Annotated in this window: 8 protein-coding genes (1 of these 8 only partly in view); 2 read left to right on the forward strand and 6 right to left on the reverse strand. The window is 62.3% G+C overall.

Annotated elements, in window-relative coordinates; translation table 11 throughout:
* Positions 1-12,811: the beginning of a putative Ig domain-containing protein gene (locus WG908_RS02675; RefSeq protein WP_340185026.1), read on the reverse strand. Its footprint begins 23,786 nt before the window's first position; the window shows 12,811 of its 36,597 coding nt (coding positions 1-12,811); its start codon is at positions 12,809-12,811; its stop codon lies beyond the left edge, outside the window.
* Positions 12,812-13,328: 517 nt separating this feature from the next.
* The gene (locus WG908_RS02680; protein ID WP_340185027.1) at positions 13,329-15,416 is read right to left on the reverse strand and encodes a catalase; all 2,088 of its coding nucleotides are present in this window, start codon (positions 15,414-15,416) and stop codon (positions 13,329-13,331) included.
* A 184-nt stretch (positions 15,417-15,600) separates the two neighbouring features.
* Here WG908_RS02680 and WG908_RS02685 point away from each other — a divergent pair, with 184 nt between their 5' ends.
* A complete protein-coding gene (locus WG908_RS02685) occupies positions 15,601-16,341 on the forward strand; it encodes a VirB8 family type IV secretion system protein (protein WP_340185028.1) in 741 nt (246 codons plus the stop codon).
* A 321-nt stretch (positions 16,342-16,662) separates the two neighbouring features.
* Here the strand turns inward: WG908_RS02685 and WG908_RS02690 are convergent, their stop codons facing one another.
* From WG908_RS02690 to iolG, 4 genes are all read right to left on the reverse strand, one after another.
* Positions 16,663-17,529: a MurR/RpiR family transcriptional regulator gene (locus tag WG908_RS02690; RefSeq protein ID WP_340185029.1), complete on the reverse strand. Its 867-nt coding sequence runs from the start codon at positions 17,527-17,529 to the stop codon at positions 16,663-16,665.
* Positions 17,530-17,638: 109 nt separating this feature from the next.
* The gene (locus WG908_RS02695; RefSeq protein WP_340185030.1) at positions 17,639-18,028 is read right to left on the reverse strand and encodes a hydroxypyruvate isomerase family protein; all 390 of its coding nucleotides are present in this window, start codon (positions 18,026-18,028) and stop codon (positions 17,639-17,641) included.
* 8 nt (positions 18,029-18,036) lie between these two features.
* Positions 18,037-18,399 (reverse strand): hydroxypyruvate isomerase family protein, encoded by a 363-nt coding sequence (locus tag WG908_RS02700; protein WP_340185031.1) that lies wholly within the window; start codon positions 18,397-18,399, stop codon positions 18,037-18,039.
* Positions 18,396-19,397 (reverse strand): inositol 2-dehydrogenase, encoded by a 1,002-nt coding sequence (iolG, locus tag WG908_RS02705; protein ID WP_340185032.1) that lies wholly within the window; start codon positions 19,395-19,397, stop codon positions 18,396-18,398. The genes WG908_RS02700 and iolG overlap by 4 nt, the downstream gene beginning before the upstream one ends.
* 177 nt (positions 19,398-19,574) lie before the next feature.
* Here iolG and WG908_RS02710 point away from each other — a divergent pair, with 177 nt between their 5' ends.
* On the forward strand, positions 19,575-20,843 hold the full coding sequence (locus WG908_RS02710) for an MFS transporter (RefSeq protein ID WP_340185033.1): 1,269 nt from the start codon (positions 19,575-19,577) through the stop codon (positions 20,841-20,843).
* Positions 20,844-20,877: the final 34 nt, after the last annotated feature.

A 20,877-nucleotide genomic window follows, 5' to 3' on the forward strand; every position in this document is an offset into this window, starting at 1 on the left:
CCTCGCCGACGTCCAGGCTAGATCCGCGCACGACCTCGCCCAGTTTGATGTCTGCCGCATCCACGATGCCATCGCGGGAGAGCCAGAGGCTGTCCGTCCAGCCGCCGATGCTGGCCCCTGTCCCATCGTTGCGGACCTGCCATGTCACGGCGATGTCGCTGTTCGATTGCGGATCGACGCCGCCCGGCAGGGTGAGGTTGATCGGCACCAGATCGGGATGGGTCAGGGTCAGCGCGTTCGACGCGCCGTCATTGTCGGCCTCTATGCCGCCTTCGAACACTTGCTGGCCAACATCGGCGCGGACGAGAATGGAATATGCGCCATCGGCCAGGTGCACCGGCAATGTGACCGACTGATGCACCTCATAGGCCTCACCCGGCGCAAGATCGAACGTGCGGACGATGCTGGCCAGCGTCGTCGCGCCCGAAACGGTCGTGTCGTTATCCACATAGATACGGTCGGTCCAGGGCGCGCTCGCGCTCACCGTGCCGCTGTTGCGGATGATATAGCTGATCTCCACCGTTTCGCTCGGTCGCGCACCCGAAGGCACGGTGACGCTTTCGACGACCAGATTGCCTGAGGGCGCGACAGCGAAACGGACATGCGCCGAAACCCCGGCATTGTCGCCTTCAAGGCCATTTTCGAACACGGCGCTTCCGGCGTCGGTCACCAGTATCAGGCGATAATCGCCGCTGCGTCCGTCCTGCACGCGGGCTTGAACGGATACGGTATAGCTGTCGCCTATTGCCAGACCGGCATCGCGCGGAACTTCGGCCAGCACCAGGTCGTCCGCGTCGGCGACGCTATCGGCCGACAGTATCAGCCGGTCGACATGACCGCCGGCAGCAGCCGCGTCCCCGGTGTTGCGCACGCGCCAGGACACCGTGAAGGGATCGCCGCCCAGCACGGTGGCAGCCGGGCCGGATATGGCCTCTGTCACCAGGTTGGGCGCGCGGCTGGTAATGGCGATGTCCGCAGGACCACCCGCATTGTCCGCCCGCGTATCCGGTTCGACAATGTCCTGCGCCGCATCGGTCACGACATAGATACGATAGTCGCCCGACGTCACATTCGGCAGGGCCAGCGTAGCCGAACCATTGTAGCGGCCCCCATCCGCCAGTCCGCCGGTTCGGGCCACATTGCCCAGGATGACATCGTCTGCGTTGCCGAGGATGGCATCGCTGCTCAATATCACCCGGTCCGACCATGTGGCGCCGTCCGCCGTCTCCACACCGGCGTTCGTCACGGTCCAGCGGACCGTGATGTTGCCCCCGCCCAGGCCATTGGCGGGCGCCCTGACATTGCTGACGCGCAAATCCGCATATTGCCGGGCAGCGACGGCGGTCTCAGCTTGCGCGCTATTATTTCCCTCGGCGGCGACGCCGGCCGCCGCCTCGCGCACGCTGGACTGCCCGTTCGCATTGCTGTCGGCGATTATGGTGACGCGGATGTCGCCAACCGCGCGCTGCCCTTCGGGCAGGGTGAAGCTGGCGGTGCGCGCGCGGCTTTCGCCCGCCGCCAAAGCGGCGGTCGTGACGATCGTGCTGTCGAACAGCGTCTCACCGGTGGTCAGATTCTGTACCAGCAGGCGATTGTCGAACCCTGCAAGGGTGCCGACATTGCCCAGATTGCTTTCATCCCATGTCAGCGTGATGGCATCGCCCGATGCGGGCGCGCTGTTGCTGATCGCCAGATTGCGTATCTGGAGATCGGGCGCAGACGTGATGATTGCGGCCGTGCTGTTGTTGGTCTCGCCAGTGGCGGTTATATTCGCTTCGGCAACCTGATCGAAAATATCGGTGACCACCGAAAATTCGAAAATGCCCTGCCCCGATATGCCGGCGGGCCAGAGGATCTGCGCGGACCGCTGCACGGACTCGTCCGCGCCCAATGCGCCGGTGAAGCGCACCGTGGCGACCCGGACCTGCTGCCCGGTCATGACATTGCGGACGAACACTCGTTCGCTGAAATCCGCCGCCGTCGCGCTGTTGCCCGCGTTGGTGGTGGTCCAGTTGACCGTGACGGTATCGCCAGGGTTCCAACCGCCAGCCGGGTCCGCCGCGACGGCGGAAACGACGAGATCGCGGAACGGGGCCAGTTGGGACGTGAACTCCAGCGTCGCGGCGTTGTTCGTTTCGGCGGTGCCCAGGATATTTTCTTCGCCGATGGTGTTGGCGACGTCGTTCGTCACCGTCACGCCGATCCGGCCGACACCGCGATTGCCCGTGGGCAGCGTCAGCGTGGTTTGCCGCTGCCGTTCACCCTCCGCGGCGATCACCGTGCCGCTGTCATCCAGCAGGATGTTGCCGATAATCTCGTTGGTATCCAGATTGCGCAGCAACGCCCGGTCCTGCCACGCCCCGCTAGTCGGGCGCGTACCCTGATTGCGCGTTTTCCAGCTTATGGTGATCTCGCTGCCGGAACTGATCGTGCCGCTGCTGCTGACCGCCAGCTCGATCGGAATGAGATCGGGCGAGGGCCGCACCTCCAGCGAGGAGATGCGGATAGGCGCGATCAACGTGTTTTCGATGATGTTGAAGCTATACGTCCCGACCGATGCGGCCTGTTGCACATAGCCTTCGATCAGCAGCGTGTAGGAACCGCTATCGGGAAGGACCAGCGTATCGACATCGTTCATGTCACCGGCAAACAGCTGCCGGCCATTGGGGGCAATCAACCGCCAGTGGGTGGACACGCCGGCGTAGCTGAGCCTGTCGAAGAAGAAGCGGTCGCCCGCCTCGCCGTCGAACCGGTACATATCGGTTTCGGAGCCGGGGCTAAGCGTGCCATTGACCGGTACGCCCGGCGTGATCGGCAGCGCATCGGCGAGTTTTTGCAGACGGATCGAATAGTCCCGATCCGCCGTCGTGCCGCTTTCGATCCGCAGCACATGGTCGCCAGCGGGCAGACGATAGACCACCTGGGCGTTTGACCGATCATAGCTGTCGGTCTGGGTGAAGGGCAGCGCGGCAAAGTCACCGGCGGGGCCGGTCAGCCGCCAGCTGACATCGCCGAACGGCGACAGCGCATCGACATAGACAAGGGTTTCCTCGGCCAGCGTGAAACGCAGATCTTCCCGCTGGCCGGGTTGATCGAGCGTCGAACTGATCGTTTCGCCCAGATCGATCGTGCGGCTCTTGTGGACCAGCTTGTCGACCTGAAACTGGTAATCGACAGGGCCGGATTCGCCGATCTGGCCCTCATAGGCCAGCGTATAGACGCCTGCCTTGGCGAGCGTGACGAAGCCGGTATCGGTGCGGTAATTGGCGCTCATCGCCACCCGGCCATCGGGATCGAACAGTCGCCATTGGCCCGATCCGGGGCTGGAGATGAAATCGAAATATATCTCGTCACCGACAGCGCCGGTGAATGTGTAGAGATTGGTGCCGTTGCCCGGCTCCAGCCGGCCGGTGGTCGGCGCATTCAGCACAAGGTCGCTCGCCAGCGCCGTATCGAGCAGGCGGAAAGCAAAATCGCCGGTCAGGTCGTCATTGGCATCGACCGTGATGGCATAGTCGCCCGGCTCGAAGAACATTGCGCCGGGCGATGCGCCGGAATGGGCATCGGCATTCTGGAAATTACGCGAAATTATGGTCCCGGATGGTCCGGTCAGCGTCCATGCGAACTGGGCCGTGTTGATCAGGCTGTCGAATATCAGATATTGCGGGTCGCTGACGGTGAAGGTGTATCGCGCCTTCGCGCCTGGCACGGCGATGGTGCCGCTGATCGTGTCGCCGCTCGTCAGCGGTGTGCTGCTGTCGACCATGTCTACCACACGGAAACTCAAAGTCTGCGGCGCCGACGTGCCCACGCGCCCTTCAACCAGCAGCGTGTAGGTGCCGTCGAGCGGCAACACAGGCTGCTCGACATCCCCGACCCGCGTCGTGTCGAAAACCAGATTGCCGGCCGGGTCGATCAGCCGCCAGAAGGGATCGTTCGATCCGCTCAAAAGGTCGAAAAACAGCGCCTGGCCGGCGGCAGCATCGAACCGGTATATTTCCGTCAGGTTGCCGGGGGTGAGGGTGAGATCCTGCGTTTCGTTCAGGTCAATCGCCGTGCCGTCCGCCAGCGACGCCAGGCGGAAAGAATAGCTGCCAGTATTGGCGCCGGTGGCGGAAATGGCGACACGATAGGTTCCGGGCGCGAGCGTCATGACCGGGTTGCCGGAAAATTCGGCAGAATCCGTGCTGTTGAAACTGCGCGCGGCGGGCGTCTGGGTCGGCCCGCTAATGTCCCAGCGCAGCGCGCTGTTATTGGTCAGCGCATCGAAAACGACCGATGTTTCTTCCGTCAGGGTAAATTCGTAGCGCTGCACCGCGCCGGCCGCAGCAATCGAACCGCTGACCGCATCGTTGAGCGCCAGCGCCGTCATCGGTTGCGCCGCGGCGGTCATGGCGATTGCGAAATTATCGAAATCCTGATCGGCTGTCGCGCTGCCCTGGCTTGCGCCCAGCACCAGGCGCCCTGCCTCCAGTTCCATGCCCGCCACGAAGAAATCGGTGACGGCGGCGATGGTCGCGCCCCCTTCGGGCGTGAGTTCGATCGTGACCAGCGATCCGCCATCGGTCCGCTCCACGACCATCCGCGCGCGCGCCCAATCACCGCTGGCCAGCGTCAGGCCGGGATTGGCGATGTCGGTCAGCTTGACGCCATTATAATGAATCGAAATGTGATTGGCGTTGACTTCGCCGTTGCTGAGCGTGTCGAAACCTATGCCCAGCGCACCGGCGAGATTGGCTTCGGGCGTCACCAGCATCCCCGGCCCGCCATTGCCATATTGGCTGACCGGCAGATAGAGCAGGCCAAAGCCGTCGGCGTCGTCCGTCTGGCCGGCGCGGCGGGTCAGGCGGAAATCGAAACCCAGATCGACGACATCCTGCCGCCCGCTGCCGGTGGCGGAAAAGGCGATCGAATTCTGGCCGTTCGCTTGCAGGGAATCGGTCAGCCTGATGACATTGTTGCCGCCATCGGACAATATTTGTGCGGCCGTCCCGCGATGATTGCCCAATATATAGGGCAGGCCCGCTACATCGAAATTCTGGCTGGTCCGGCCGCCTGCCGCCAGGATCGGCGGCTCGTTGTAAATGAAGCTGTAGCTGCCATCCGTGGTGGCCGAACGCCGCCCTTCCACCAGCAAGGTATAGGTGCCGGCCATCGCCGCCGTCATCAGATCCGTATCGCCAAGGCCCACGGGGCCGAAAATCACCTGGCCCAACGGGTCGATCAGGCGCCAGCTATGGTTGCCGGACGAATTGCTGACCACGTCGAAACCGAAGCGCATACCGGTCGTCGCGGTGAAGCGGAACATATCCGTTTCCTGACCATTCTGGCCGATGGTGCGATTAAACGTCCCGTCCGGCACTAGTTCCTCGGCGGATGCGAGGTCGAGCAGGCGGAAACTGTAGTCGCCGGTATTTTCCGCCGTCGCGTCGATCGTCAGCGTATAGCTGCCCGCGCCAAGGCTGAGCACCGGATTGCCGCCGAAATCATAGCCGTCGGAGTCATGCACGTTGCGGCTGGCGACCTCGACGCCATCGGGGCCTCGCAACGTCCAGTTGAAACTGGTCGCCGTCGTCAGAGTATCGAACACCAGCTTGCTGGCCGCGCCGAGCGTGAAGCTGTAGGCGTCGCTTTCCCCCACCGTGCCGATCGATCCGTCCACGCGCGACCCGATGGTCAGCGCCGCATTCCGCGTGGTGACGGGATAGACGCCGAACTGATAGTCGGCGACCGTCGCCGTATAGGCCGGCCCCTCGATCAGCAGCGAATAGACGCCGCTTATGGCAAGCTCCAGCCCGTCAATATTGCCGATTATATTGGGACCGAATACTTCATTGCCGAACGGATCGATCAGCCGCCACCGCATGTCGTTGTGAACGGTGCCGCCGTCGAAGAAGAATGCTTCCCCCGCATTGGCGGCAAAGCGGTAGATGTCCGTCTCGCTCGTGGGCGTGAGCGTTCCCGAAACCGGCGAACCGAGCGTCAGTGGCGTCCCGAGGGAAAGGTCGCGCAGGCGGAAGTTATAATTGCCGGTCACGCTGCCGACTGCGTCGATCTTCAGCTGATAATCCCCCGCACCCAGTCGCAGGACGGGCGACGCCGTGAAATCGGCGGAATCCGTGTCGCTAAAGCGCCGGGCAGTGACGATTTCGCCCTGCGGGCCGGTCAGAGTCCAGTTGATGTCGCCCGAGTTTGTCAGGCTGTCGAGCATGACCAGCGTTTGGGCCGTCAGGCTGAAGCTGTAGATATCGCTTTCGCCAGGCTTTGCGATGCGGCCGGAAACACCATTGGCGTTGGTCGTGCGCAGCAGGGCGCCGCCGCTCAACGCCGCACTTTCGAAATCGAGCGCATAGAGAAGGCCATCGGTGCCCGGCGTCGGCGGACTCGTCATTCCGGCGGCCACATCAGCCTGGCTGCGCGCAACGTCCCAGATGCGGAAGCTGTCGACTGCGCCTTCCCACTGGCCGTAGCTGATCTCGACCTCCTCATACTGGCCGATCAGCAGCGGTTCGCCCGCATCGGCATTATTGCCGATCCTGATCGCGTCCGATGCCTGCTCCACCCCGTTCACGAGGATTTTCATCGCGCCGCCGTCACGGTCGGCCACCAGCGCGATATGCGCCCATTCGCCCGCGGCGATCAGTCCGCCGCCGGTCTGGATCGACTGCACCCCGGACGCATCGCGCACCGCCGCCCAGACGGACCCGTTGGCGTTGACCGCAATCCGGTAGGGCGAAGTGCCATGGGTCGATTTGGCGACCAGCGACGTCCAGCTGTTGGTGAACCGGTCGAGCTTGAACCAGCCTTCGACCGTCAGATTGCGGCTTGGCGATATCTGTGGGCTGTCTGGCACCTCGACATAATCGACCCCGCGGAGGCCAAGTGCGTTGCCGCTCTTGCCAGGCTGTATCCGTGGCGCTTGAGGATTGGGGCCGTCGAGCGTGATCGCCACCGGCGGCGTGGCCGCAACCTTGTAGGCAGCGAAGCGGAAATCGACCGGCCATTCCCGCCAGACGCGTGGTTCGACGATCAGCGTATAGACGCCGCCGATTGCCAGCGCCCCGGTTTCCCGCGAGGAAAAGTCGTCCGGACCGAAAATCTGGCGGCCATAAGGATCGATCAGCCGATACGACACCCTGTTGCCCGAATTGGTCACCTGCTGGACATCGAACAGCAGATTGTCGCCCGGATCGACGCTCAGGCGATAAGCGTAGCTTTCCGAAGACCCGCTTGCCGTTTGCGAAATCGCGGTATCGAACGGCACCAGCGGCGCGGCGGACAAGTCGAGCAGGCGGAAAGCGAAGGCGCCGGTGGCAGCACCCGTGCCATCGACCAATATGGTGTAGGTGCCCGGCTCGACGGTGAAAACGGGGTTGCTGCCGCCCAGTTCGTAACTGTCGCCGTTGCGCAGATTGTTCGATATAGAAAAACCGCCCGGTCCGGTGACGGAAACGACCATCTGATCATTGTCATGCAGACTGTCGAACACCATCATCGTGCGTTCGGCGACGGTGAAGGTGTAGGTCCGCTTGTCGCCCGGCGTGCCGAGGCGGCCCTCGACCACCCCCTTGACGTTTGCAAGGTCGCGCAGGACCGGGATTTTCGCGCCGGTGACATTATTGGTCACGGCGCCCGATGTCACCGCGTCCAGGCTCAGTCGCAACGCCAGGCCGGTGGTGTCCGTGGGCGCACCCGCGTTCATGTTCGCGGCGATCTGCGCCTCCGTGCGCCCGCCGTTCCACACGCGCACCTCGTCCAGCCCGCCCTCGAACTTGCGATAGGCCTCATGATATTCGCTGGTGCCGCCGATCATCAAAGGCGTGGCAGCCGAACCGTTCGACACCGCCGTGCTGACCGATCGGGAGGCTGCCAGCACACCGTTGATATAGATTTTCATCGTACCCGTGCTGCGCTCCAGCACCGCGGCGACATGACTCCATTCGCCATAGGGCACAGCGCCGCCCGCCGTCTCCAGCGTGTCGTTCGACGTGCCGCGCATAGTTGAAAAATGTATGTAGCCGTTGGCGTTGAACCATAGCGAATAGCCGCGCTGCCCCGCGTCGTCGGCCTTGTAAACGATCGGCGACCATGTGTCGGCCTGCCGGTCGGGATTGATCCAGAATTCGATCGTCACATCCTGCCGCAGGTCAAGCGCGGGATCGACGATCTGGATCTGCTCATGCGCTGAAAATGAAAGGGCGTTGCCGATCTTGCCCGGTCGCGTCAGCGCCCCGCTGGTCGTGCCGTCGATGGCAATCGTCTGGGTGGGGTTGGTCGGCCTTTGCAGGGTGAAGCCATAGCTCTGACTGGCGCTGCCATCCCACACCCGCCCTTCCAGAAGGATGAGGTAGCGCCCTGTCTTGGGCAGCACGATCTCGCGATTGTCCATGTTCGTGGGGCCGACGAACTGAAGGCCATCGGGATCGATGATCCGCAAAGAGGCATTGGGCTGGCTTTGCAGATTCTGGTAGAATATCGTCTCGCCCGCCGCCCCTTCGAAACTGTAGACATCCGTTTCGCGTAAAGGGCTGAGATCGGACCGAACCGGCCGGCCAAAGACAAGTGCGGTGGCCGATGCCGTGTCGATCAGGCGGAATTCGGCGCTGCCCGTCTTTCCGGCGTTGGCGGAAATATCCAGATCATAATCGCCGGCGGGAAGCGTGAAAATGCGGTCAGCATTGTTTTCGTATGAATCGGTGCTGTAGAAATTGCTGCCGACAAGGTTCAGTCCGGCGCTTGAGATGGCCCAGGAAATCTCAGTGTCTGGCGTGAAACTGTCGAAATAGAAGGATTTGGGCGCGGTCAGCGTGAATGTATACCGCTGTTTCTGGGTCGGCTTGGCGATCGTCGCGGTGGTCCGCTCGCCAAAATCGAGCGCGATGGGGGCCGGGTCCGCTTCGATCCGCGACAGCGCAAACTGATAGTTTATTGTGGCTGTGTTGTCCCAGGGCCGCCCTTCCACCAGCAATGTATAGGTGCCGGCGCGCGGCATGGTGATGGCGGCATCGCGAAAGTCGGTGGGGCCGTATACGATCTGACCAAAGGCATCGAGGATTTTGACAGATCCGTTGCCCGCCCCCTGAATACCGTCGAAAAAGACCTTCTCGCCCGCTGCCGCCGTGAAGCGATAGACATCGGTTTCCCGGCCCGGATCGAGCGTGCCGGACGTGGGGGAACCATCGACCGCGAGCAATGCCCCGGCGGCGGCATCGAGCAGGCGGAACTTATAGTCGCCCAGCGTCCGTCCGCCGGTTTCTACTTGCGGCGACCCCCGGACCACCAGTTCATAGTCGCCTGCCTCCAGCAGCATCGGCGTGCGGTTCTGCTGTTCGTAGCTGTCCGAATAATAGAACCGATTGCCAAGGGAAGCCTGCGGCCCGCTCAGCGCCCATTCAAGATAGACCTCGGCGCTGTAAGTGTCGAAAATCACAAGCTTCTGCGTATCGACCGTAAAGCGATAGCGCTGAACATCTCCGGCCTTGGCGATGGTGCCTTGCGTGATGTCATTCAGCGTCAGGTCAATCGGCGCCGGATCGGCCGGACGATTGAGGATGAAGGCATAATTGTCCGACGCGCCGCTATCCCAGACACGGCCTTCCACGACAAAATAATAGGTGCCCGAAACGGGCATGACGAGTTCGTGATAATCGAACCCGGCGGGACCGAACAATTGACGCCCATTGCTCGAAAAGATGCGCCAGCTCGCGCTATTGGGATAGTCGCGAACGTCGAGAACGATCTTTTCGCCAGCGCTCGCGGTAAAACTGAAAATGTCGGATTCGCGAACGGGCGTGAGTGTGGAGGATGTGACGCTGCCATCGGCCGCGACGGGCGTGGCGCTTGCAAAATCGAGCAGGCGAAAGCTGTAGGCGCCGGTGCTGCCCTGCACGCGGATCTGATAGTCGCCCGGCTGCGTCAGGTCGATAAATGTGTTCGCGTAATTCTCGAAACTGTCAGTGTAAAAGAAGGGGCGATCCGGCGTGATCCGCCCGGATGGACCGAACAGCGCCCATGTCTTGCCCGTGTCGGGCGTCAGGCTGTCGAAATAGACCCTTGTGGGTGCGGTAATGGAAAAGCTGTGGAGATCGGCTTCGTTTGCGGCGCTCAGCGTATCGCCGACCGATGCACCGAGTGCAAACGCGGTGCCTGCCCCCCTGTCGGGCGGCGCCGTGTTGCCGGTGCGGCTGACCTTGAGCGCATAGTCGACCGGCGCCCCTTCCCACACCCGCCCTTCGAGGACCAGAACATAGGTTCCGTCATAGTCGAGCGTGAGCGGCACCGAGCCATTGAACTGGCGCGCGGATGTGACGAGACGGCCCAGCGGATCATATAGCCGCCAGAACGCATTGACATTGGTGCTCGAAATTCGCTCGACCGTGATCGCATCGCCTTCTTGCCCCGTGAACGCGAACATGTCGGTCTCGTTGCCCGGCTCCAGCCTGCCGGTCGTTTCCGCGCCAAGCGTCAGCGCGGTTGCGCTCGCAAGGTTGAGCAGGCGGAACTGATAATCGGCGGCCACGTCCCCTGCACCATCGACGGTGAGCGTATATGTGCCCGGCGCAAGGTTGAGCAACTGGCTGCCATTGGCGTCGATTTCGGCTGAATCGGAATAGTAGAAATTGCGATCCGCAACCTCCGCGCCGAACGGCCCCGTCAGCGACCAACTCAACGCGGAATTCGCCGTCAGCGAATCGAAGGCCAGCTTCGTCGCTTCGCTCAGCGTGAAGGTGAAGCGATCGGCTTCCCCGGCATCGATCCGCCCGCTGGTCAGCGCGTTCGGCGTCAGCGCGGCAGCATCGTCCGAAACCTTGAGCAGTTCCGCGGTAAATGCCGCGCTGCCCTGATTGTAGAGATAGCCTTCGACCGCGATCAGATATTCGCCCGTCTGGGGCAGCTTCCCCAGGTCGATATCGCCCAGTCCCGAACCGTTGAGCAGCAAGGCGCCATCGGGGCGATATACGCGTATATACTGGCTGTTGCTGGCGCTGAGCAGGTTGAAGAAATAATGGTCGTCCTTCACCCCGTCGAACCGAAACAGCTTTGTCTCGGTCCCGCGCCGCAGGACACCGCTGGCGACCAGAGCGCCCGGCGCGAGTCCCGCAGCGGTCTGACCGGTCGCCTCGTCAAAGCGCCAATAGCCCGCAAGGCCGCTCTCGCTGCCCGTCAGCGGGCGCTGATATCCGCTGGCGATGTCGGCCGCGCTGCGCGCCATGCCCCATAGGCGCACATCGTCCACCTGCCCGTCGAACGGATAATTGCCGGTCGGCGCCGCACCGATGTTGAGCGCATTGGCGCTGTGATTGATGGCTGCGTCATAGGCCTTTTCGGCAACCAGCGCGCCATCGACATAAAGCCGCAAGGTCGTGCCGTCATAGGCTCCGGCGACATGTTTCCATTGATCCGTCGCGAGCGGCGCCTCGACAAAGCCATCGCTCCAGTTGTTGACGAAGAAGCGGACATTTCCCCCGACACGCACCAGCCCGTAGCCATTGCTCCATCCGGTATCGTTCAGCTTGCTGACGATGCCCTGATAGAAGCCGCCCCCGCTGCGTGCGTTGACCCATGCCTCGAGCGTGATCGCTGCCGGATTGAGTGCGGCGTCGTTCGCGACCGCAAGCTCGCCAAGCGTGGCGACATCCCAACTGCGGTTGATCGTTCCGCCCTGCGCCGAATAGTCGATCGGCGCGCCCGCGGCGTGCGCAATATTGGCCAGAGCGCCGCCATCCTCGATCGTCGCGCCGAAACTGTCCCCTGCACTGATCGCAGTGGCCGTCGTCGAAAAATCGAGCAGGCGGAAGGCAAAATCACCAGTTGCATCGCCATCGGCGAACACCGTCAGCTTATATTGTCCAGCGACAAGATTGAGCAGCGGGTCGCCGTTGAAGGAATCCGAACTGTTGAAATTCCGGTTGTTGATGACCTGACCGCGCGGTCCGCTGAGCGACCATTTGAGGCTGTCGCGGCGAATCAGATTGTCGAACAGCAGCTTGCTGTCGCTGGCGAGGTCGAAATCGAACACCGCGCTGCTGCCTGCGGTCGCGAGGCGCCCCTGTACCCGTTCATTGATCGTCAGGGCCGCGCTGGCCTGCGTAATCTTGCCGAAGGTGAAGGAGTAGCTGATGTCGGCCGTGGCCGAACTATACACCCGGCCTTCAATCTCCATCATGTACGTACCGCTGCGGTTCAGCAGATAGGCACCGGAATCGTCGAACCCATTTGGCCCGGTGACATATTCGCCGTCCGGGCCGATCAGCCGCCACGCTGTCGATTCAGCCGGATAGCTGTGCGCATCAAAGAAGAAACTGTCCCCGGCCAGCGCGTCGAACGTGTAGAGCGCGGTTTCGTTCGCCTTGTGCAGCCCGTTGACGACATCGCCAGGCGTAAAGACATCGGCATTGGCTATATCGAGCAGGCGGAATGCATAATTGCCGGTCGCGTCTGCCCGGCCATCAATGCTCAGCGTATATTCGCCCGCTTGCAGATCGAGGATGTTGCCACCCGAAAAGTCATAGGAATCCGACTGGGCCAGATTGCGGTTCGAAACAATGCTGCCTTTCTGGTCCGCCAGCGCCCAGACCATATTGTTGGTGGCGGTGAGGGAATCGAACACCACCTTCTTGGGTTCGGTCAGGGTGAATGCGAAGCGATCGGTTTCACCCGGCACTTCGATAGTGCCGGTGATCGGCGGCACGTCGGCCGCCAGCAGCAGGCGCGGCTCTACCGGTTCAAAATGGAGCCGGTTTGCCAGACTGGAAGAATTTCGCAGCGCCGACCGGCGGCGCATACGCCAATTTTCGGGCAGTCGGTCCAACGAGCGCCGCCCGCAGGCCAGCATATCGCCTAAAATGCGAAGCGCCTTTAGGTCGTGCTCCATAGTCCCCCCCAAACGGCATCCAGACTGGAATGATCGTCTGTTGCCCTGCTTTGGGACAAGAGGGTGGAACATACCCTCCGTTGGACCGGTGAGCCCGTCGAACAGCGGAACCGGCAACGCGGACGACAGTTCCTGTCACACCGGCTGGTTTAGACCGGGGTGACCAGAACGTGAGCGACACGACCCGCTTACTTTCAACATTTACCGTCTAAATTCGACCGCGATTTATCGCGGCATACTTATCTTCGAATCAACCTAACTAGTCTGTCAAACCTTGCAACTTATCGCAAGCTGATTACCAGCATTCATGCAGGTAGGCTGCCCGACATTCATGGAAGCAGGCCATGTCGCCCCGGACACCGGCAAGGACTGGGCGCGCCATTTTTTGGATCGCGCGCCCGTTTCCAATTAGTGACGCGGTTCGTCGTCCAAGGGCTTCAACCGATGTTCATCGTCATGCAAGCATGCGCACTGCCGGTTCGCGGGCGTAGAAGCGCTGGCTCGCCGCCTTCACGAACTTGCCATCGAGGCCAGTCACGCCCTCGTCGGGTACGACCCCGGCCTTGTCGAGCAGCGGCTTACCCGCGTCGCTGGCGCCGATGGCTTTAAGATGCCCGAACGCATTCATGACGAACTCGACCGCAGCCCCCTCGTTGATCAGCGCCGCGCAGCCGTTCTCGGACAGGATAATGGCGACAGCGTCGAATAGCTGGCTCGGCGATCCAGCCAGTTGGCCGTCGGCCTTTTGCAGCGACCCGTCCGACAGTGTCGCTCCGCCGACCTTCGGCGCGACGATCACGGGCTTGCCCTTGGCCTTTTTCACGGCCGCAACCACTGAATTGAGCGCGGCGGCGTCGGTGCCATCGGCGATCAATATGCCGACAGCACGCCCTTCGAGCGTCGACTTCATATTTTTATGGATCGACAGCGCATCGGACGGCGCCATGTCGACAGGCTCCTTCGCGGCCGGCGCCTTTTCGGGCAGGGGGATATTCAGGCCGGCGGCAACGCGCTTGGCCAGTTCTTCGTCGACGTTGCGCAGGTTGGCGACCATGCGACCGGGCACCTGGTCCAGCAATCCGACCTTGGAGAGTTCGAATACGAATGACGAGGCGATGTGCGCCTGTTCATTTTCGGTCTGGGAGCGGTAGAACAGCCGCGCCTGGCTGTAGTGATCGGCGAACGTCTCCGACCGAATGCGCAGCTTGTCGCCCGCTTCGTCGGCACCGGTCGCGGCGTTTGCCGTTACAAAGCCGGCATCATGGCTTTCGCGTGGCCCGCCTTCCTCACCATGGGCGGCAAGGCTGTTAGGCTCGTAATTGGCGCGACCCTTGGGGACCATTGTCTGCATCTTGCCGTCGCGCTGGAAATTGCCAAACGGGCAGCGGGGTGCGTTCACGGGAATTTGATGGAAGTTGGTCGTGCCCAGGCGGGAATTTTGCGTGTCGAGATAGGAGAATAGCCGCCCCTGCAGCAGCGGATCGTTCGAAAAATCGATGCCCGGCGGGACATTCGACGGCAAAAACGCGACCTGTTCGGTCTCGGCGAAGAAATTGCCGACATTGCGGTTGAGCGTCAGCGTTCCGATCAGGCGCACCGGCACGTCGTCTTCGGGGATGAGCTTGGTTGCGTCGAGCACGTCATAGGGTTGCGCTTCGGCGAAAGCCTGATCGAACAGCTGAATGCCAAGGTCCCACTGCGGGAAGTCGCCGCTGTCGATGGCTTCGAACAGGTCGCGGCGGTGATAGTCATTGTCGGCGGCCTGAAGCTTCAGCGCCTCGTCCCAGATGGTCGACTGCAAGCCCAGCCTTGGCTTCCAGTGGAACTTGACGAAACTCGCCTTGCCCTGAGCGTTGACCAGCTTGAAGGTGTGGACGCCAAAGCCTTCCATCATGCGCAATGAGCGCGGCAAAGTGCGGTCGGACATCGCCCACATCAGCATATGGGTCGTCTCTGGCATCAGCGACGCCCAGTCCCAGAAGGTGTCGTGCGCCGACCCGGCCTGCGGATAGCCACGGTCGGCCTCCATCTTCACGGCATGGACGAGGTCGGGGAACTTCAAAGCGTCCTGGATGAAGAAGACAGGAATATTGTTGCCGACAAGATCCCAATTGCCTTCTCGCGTATAGAATTTGACCGCGAAGCCGCGCACGTCGCGCGGTGTGTCGACCGATCCCGCACCGCCCGCAACGGTTGAAAAGCGAACGAAAACCTCGGTTTTCTCGCCCTTGGCGAACACCGCCGCGCGTGACAGGTCCGAAATGTCGGCGGTCGCTTCGAACACGCCATGCGCGCCGGAGCCGCGGGCATGGACGATCCGCTCGGGGATACGTTCATGGTCGAAGTGGAATATCTTTTCGCGTAGCACGAAATCTTCGAGCAGCGTCGGACCCCGCGCGCCGGACTTGAGGCTGTTCTGATTGTCGCTGACCGGCACGCCGTGATTGGTCGTCAGGACCGCCGTCACCTCCGCGCCTGCTTCCGCGGTCTGGTGAGTCTCGCCGCCATTGGGCTTTGGCGCGCGTGTCGGTGTCTTGGCCATGGAATGATGTCTCCGGTCTCATGTGAAGGCGCATTCCCAGGCGCGCGGGAATGACCGATCCACCCCAAACGCGCGAACGGGCAGTTGGTCGCTGTTGCGGGCGATTATCATGCGGGGCCGCGCCGTTGGCGAAAGCAGGGCGGCTGACCGACGTGACCAAAGCTTCGTGCCGACAGGATCCTGCGTGGCCACAGCGCAATCGAGAATGACGCGCGGCACCGCATCGGGCGTCAGCTTCGAAGAGCGGTGGAACGCCGCCCGCGCCGTCAGCTGGGCCGATGATAGCCAGGAAGGGCTGCGTCGGTCGCGGCGCATGGCCTGGCTGGTCGCTGGCCTGGCCTGTGCAGTCGCCTTTTTCGCGGTGGTTGCCATCGCGCTGATGATGCCGCTCAAGACCATCGTCCCCTATACGCTGCTGGTCGATCGGACGACTGGCTATGTCCAATTGCTCAAGGGCGACGGCCGTCAGACCCTGGCGCCGGACGAGGCGCTCACCAAATCACTGCTCGCGCAATATGTGGTCGCGCGCGAAGGGTTCGACATCACCAGCATCGAAGCAGACTATCGCAAGGTAGGCTTGTGGTCTTCAGAGCGCGCGCGCAGCGACTATCTTGCCATGATGCCCGCCTCCAACCCGGCAAGCCCGTTCCAGCGCTACCCGCGTACCAGTGTGTTGGCCGTGCATATCAAGAGCGTCTCGCCGCTTGGGCCCGGCACGGCCCAGGTCCGGTTCGAAACCGAGCGCAAAGACCAGGGCCAGATGGAAGGACCGCGCGATGCATGGGTCTCGATCGTCCGCTATCGCTTTATCGATGCGCCCATGTCGATGGAGGACCGGCTGATCAACCCGTTGGGCTTTCAGGTCCTGCGTTATCGACGTGACCAGGAAGCCTTGCTCGAGCCGGCCATGGTGCCCCAACCATGATCCGCTGGACTGCGCCACTTGTGCTTTTCCTGCTCTGCCTCCCCGCTGCGGCGGAGGTCGTGCCCCAAGCCTCGCCTGGCGATCCACGCCTATCCGCGCGAGATTGAATTCGTCGCGGGCCTCGCCGCAGCTAGCGAGCCTTTGCATCGATGGCGGCGAAGCCTTTCAAGCTGGTGGTCTAGCGATAGTCGAACCCGATGAGACCGTTCCGCCTACGACCCGGTCGCCACATCGTGACCGGCGAGATGCGCGCCCAGCTCTGCATCGACGTCGCCGCACCGGCCTAGATTCGCGAGCCCTGCCGCAACCGCCGTGGCGCGGCTAGGAGGTGGCGCGTGAAATCTTGCGGCTGGCAAGCCCGATCGCAAGGGACTGCGCGAGGCACATTGATGCCGCCAACGAACGGAAGCCGCGGACCTCGGACTCGCGAACCTGTAATACCAGCGCACCCTCCTTCGCGATGGCGCCGATGACGCTGTCGGTGATGGCGATCACCGCACCTTGACCCGCGAACGCCTCGACGAGAGCGATCGTTTCCGCACTGTACGGGGCATAGCTAATTGCCACCAGGACGTCTCCGTCCCGCAATCCGCGGGTCTGCTGCAGGTGAAGGCCGCCGACGCCATCGACAAGAACGGTCCGCTTGTCGGCTTGCGCCAGCATGTAGGTGAGATAGCTGGCGACGGGGAAGGAGCGTCGAAAGCCGGTCACATAAACCGTGTCGGCTTTTTCGATCAGGTCGATCGCCTCGGTCAGTTCGCGCATTCCCACCGAATGGTTCAGATTCTCCAGTGCGAGAATGTTGCCCCTGACGAATTCGGACAGCAACTCCCGCGGCCCCTCCTCCTCGCCCGGCGCGGCATAACGATGCTGCCGGATCCGCTCGGCATAGCCCAGCGAATGATCCTGCTGTAGCAGTCCGTCGCGGATCAGCCGTTGCATGGGGCTGGCGCCGGCAAAGCCGAACGCCTGTGCGAACCGCACGATCGCGGAAGGCTGGACATTGCTACGTTCGGCCACGACCGCCAGCGTCTCGAACGCGAGATCGTTGGGCTCGTCCAAGATATGCCGGGCGATGCGCTGCAAGCGGTCGCTGAGTGCGTCATAGCGCTCGCGTATGGTCAGGAGGAAGCTTTCCAGATCCTCGGGCGGCTTGGGCGTCATTTGCATTACATTCCTAATGACCATGAAAGAGATCCCAGAACAAGCATTTCATCATCGCTTTATATGCTTCAGACGTGCCGGATGACCGCTCGGCCGCGCGGGCGACCATGGCAAGGGCGGCGGTGCGTGGCCCCTAGACAACGGTGAACGCCGCAGGAAAGCAGTCGAGCGTGGCGGCGAGATCGCCCGATGCCCAGGCCTCCAAGCCCACAGGACCATCATACCCCATCGTGGCTAGTGCGCGCGCGGTGTTGGAATAGTTGATCTCGCCGATATAGGACAGCACCTGGCGGCAAAGCTCGATAAAATTCCCCTCGCCAATCTGCGCGTGATAAAGGGCCGGCATCAGGCGAAGCGAGGGGCGTTCGATCGAAGCGATCAGATTCAGGCATTCGGATGCCTTGTCGAACGGAACCCCGGGATGATCTAGGGGGGCGTTCAGATTCTCCAGCACGAAGGTGAGCCACTCTTCTTCGCCAAGATCGGCGAGGCGGCGCAGCGTGTCGCCCGCCGGCAGCCACATAGCGCCCGTCAATTCGGTCGCCGGTCGCAACGACAGACCGTCCCACCCAGTCCGGTGCCGTGCAGGTTGAGCCGCGGCACGCCAAGCCGTTTCACGACCGCGACGGATTCACCCGCCGTTGCCAGAAGCTCGTCGGCGCCCTCGCGATCGGCAAATCGGCCACGGACATAGTCGGTCATCGATGAGAAGGTAGCGCCACTCGTCGCCAGCGCGTCGATATCGTGGCGCGTCCAGTCCCAGATTTCCCCCAGGAATCCGGCCACGTCGATCCGGCGCACACGCTCCAGCGGTGGCAGATCGACAAACAGCATCTCGCTCGACGCCGCCAGCGGAAAGGGGACGCCCGGGAAATGCCCTTTGGCGGCGCTCATTGATCGCCCCCGGTTACAAGTGTGACCACGCCGCCGGTGCGCGCGGACCGTTCTGCTGCCTGCGCCAAAACCAGCGCGCCGACGCCGTCGTTCTGGTCCGCCAGCGGCGCCGCCTTGCCTTCCACCACATCGGCGAAGTGCTCCATCTCGATCCGATAGGCGTCGGCGTAGCGGTCGAGGAAAAAGTTCTCGAATGGCGCGCTCTTGGCGCCTGGCTCGGTCCAGCTTTGTACGGTCGTCTCGAGCACATTGTCGGCGCGGATCAGCCCCTTCGACCCGAAGGCTTCGATTCGCTGGTCATAGCCATAGCCGCTGCGTCGGCTGTTAGAGATAACGCACAGCTTGCCAGTAATGGTACGCAGTATGATCTTGGCGCTGTCAAAGTCGCCAGCCGCGCCGATCTCCGGGTCCACCAGTACAGAGGCGGAGGCAAAGACGCTCTCGATCTCGTCGTCCAGCAGCCAGCGCGCCATGTCGAAATCGTGGATCGACATATCCTTGAAGATGCCACCTGACGTCTTGATGTAGGCCGGCGGCGGCGGCGCGGGATCATGGCTGATGATATGGAGCGTCTCCAGCGCGCCGACCGCGCCTTGTGACAGCTGCGCGCGCAGGCTGGAGAAGTTCGGGTCAAAGCGGCGATTGAAGCCGAGCAGCACTTTCGTCCCGACGGCCTCTAGTTCCTTCAATGCTCCCAATGCGCGACCAACGTCCTGATCGAGCGGCTTTTCGCAGAATACATGCTTTCCCGCCCGGACTGCGGCGAGCGTATAGTCGAGGTGCGTGTCGGTCGAGCTTGCGATTACGACGCCGACGATTTCGGGATCGGCCCAGACCTGCTCCACGTCGGCGACCCCCGCCGCGTGCAACTTCGCCAGCCCAGCAGCATCGCTATACGGGTCGACGACATATTTCAGCGACAGCCGTGCGTTGCGCGCAGCGTTACCGGCGTGGATGTGCCCGATCCGGCCGGCACCGATGACTGCAATACCATTCATGCCCGCTCCTAAAATAGAATGAATATTCCGCAATCGTAGCCACGAAGCGATTCATTGTGAAGAGGGTTCCTTCTTAAAATATGCCTTCAGGCCTCCTTCCTTATGGAATTGATATTCTATATCATCCATTGACAGAAGTTTCAATTCTCGTATCCGGGGGTAGAGAGGAAAAATGCGATGACCGAAAAGATCGGATTCGCCGCTCCGACGCGGCAGCCGAAGGTGCTGCCCTCGAAGACGCGGCGGTTGGCGATTTTGCTCTTCCTCGCCTATTCATCACTCATCACCCTGTTCCAGGGCGTGCAGAACATTCTGTTGCCGCCCGTTGTGCAGCGGCTGGCGCCCGATGCGAAGGTGTCAACGATGGCCCTTCTGGCTACGCTTGCCTCGGTCACCACGGTCATCGCGCTCTTCGCAGGGGGTGCCGTGTCGGATCGCACGCGGTCGCGCTGGGGACGGCGGACACCGTCGCTGGTGCTCTCGTGGCTCGCGGGCGTGATCCTGATGCCGGTCATGGGCATCGCCGGTTCGGTCACGCTTCTCGCGGTGGCGATGCCGCTGCTGTGGTTCGCGCTGAATTATTACCAGTCGGTCCTTCTGGCCGCGCTGCCCGATCGCATCCCGGAAAACGAACTCGGTTTTGCCTCCGCCGCGGTCGGCCTCGGCGCTCCGGTCGGGATATTCTGCGGGGTCAACCTGGCGGCGTTCGCGTCGAACGTGCTGGTCGGTTACATCCTTCTGGCGATCCCCTTCACGATCCTGACCTGGGCGCTGGTGTTGCTGGAGCCCGAGGGACCGTCGGTCGACATGTCCGTCCCGCCCCGGCAGCCCATGTCACTGATTACCTTACTGGCGCAATTCTCCAGCGTGCGGGACCGCAATTTCGCCTTGGCACTGGCGTCGCGCTTTCTGATGTTTCTGTGCTATTTCTCCGTCAGCGGGTACATGTTTTACATTGTACAAGACTATGTTGGGGCGGCGAAGACACCCTTTGGCAACGCCGCCACGGGCGTCAGCATCCTGCTGAGCGTGATGACGGTCACCTGGCTGGTGGTCACGCTAGGATCGGGATATTTCGCTGACCGGATTCGTCGCACTGCGCTTGTCGTCGCACTCGCTTCGTTCGGCGCCGCGATCGTCACCATGCTGCCAGCGGCCAGCCCGAACTGGCCAGTAATGCTCGTTTTCGCTCTCGGCATCGGGCTGACCTTCGGCGCCTATTTCGTACTTGACCTGAAGTTGGCCATATTGGTCCTGCCCGCTCCAGAGACCGCCGGCCGCGACCTCGGCATCCTTCTGGCGGCTGGATCAGCACCCGGAGTCATCTCCCCTGTGATCGCCGCGTCGATCATCGAAGGCGGCGGCTACCCGGCGTTGTTTTTTTTCGGGGCGGCAGTCGCTGCGCTGGCGGGCGTGTGCGCTATCCTCATTCGGATCGTCCGATAAACGCAAGGCGCGGCCCAACCATGTGTTGCATTAT

Source organism: Sphingobium anseongense (assembly GCF_037725245.1).
Taxonomy (GTDB): domain Bacteria; phylum Pseudomonadota; class Alphaproteobacteria; order Sphingomonadales; family Sphingomonadaceae; genus Sphingobium.

Excerpts from the sequence above, each read along its gene's own strand:
- WG908_RS02710 (WP_340185033.1), top strand. The coding sequence starts at position 19,575 with ATGACCGAAAAGATCGGATTCGCCGCTCCGACGCGGCAGCCGAAGGTG.
- iolG (WP_340185032.1), bottom strand. The coding sequence starts at position 19,397 with ATGAATGGTATTGCAGTCATCGGTGCCGGCCGGATCGGGCACATCCAC.
- WG908_RS02700 (WP_340185031.1), bottom strand. The coding sequence starts at position 18,399 with ATGAGCGCCGCCAAAGGGCATTTCCCGGGCGTCCCCTTTCCGCTGGCG.
- WG908_RS02690 (WP_340185029.1), bottom strand. The coding sequence starts at position 17,529 with ATGGTCATTAGGAATGTAATGCAAATGACGCCCAAGCCGCCCGAGGAT.
- WG908_RS02680 (WP_340185027.1), bottom strand. The coding sequence starts at position 15,416 with ATGGCCAAGACACCGACACGCGCGCCAAAGCCCAATGGCGGCGAGACT.
- WG908_RS02695 (WP_340185030.1), bottom strand. The coding sequence starts at position 18,028 with ATGTGGCTGCCGGCGGGCGACACGCTGCGCCGCCTCGCCGATCTTGGC.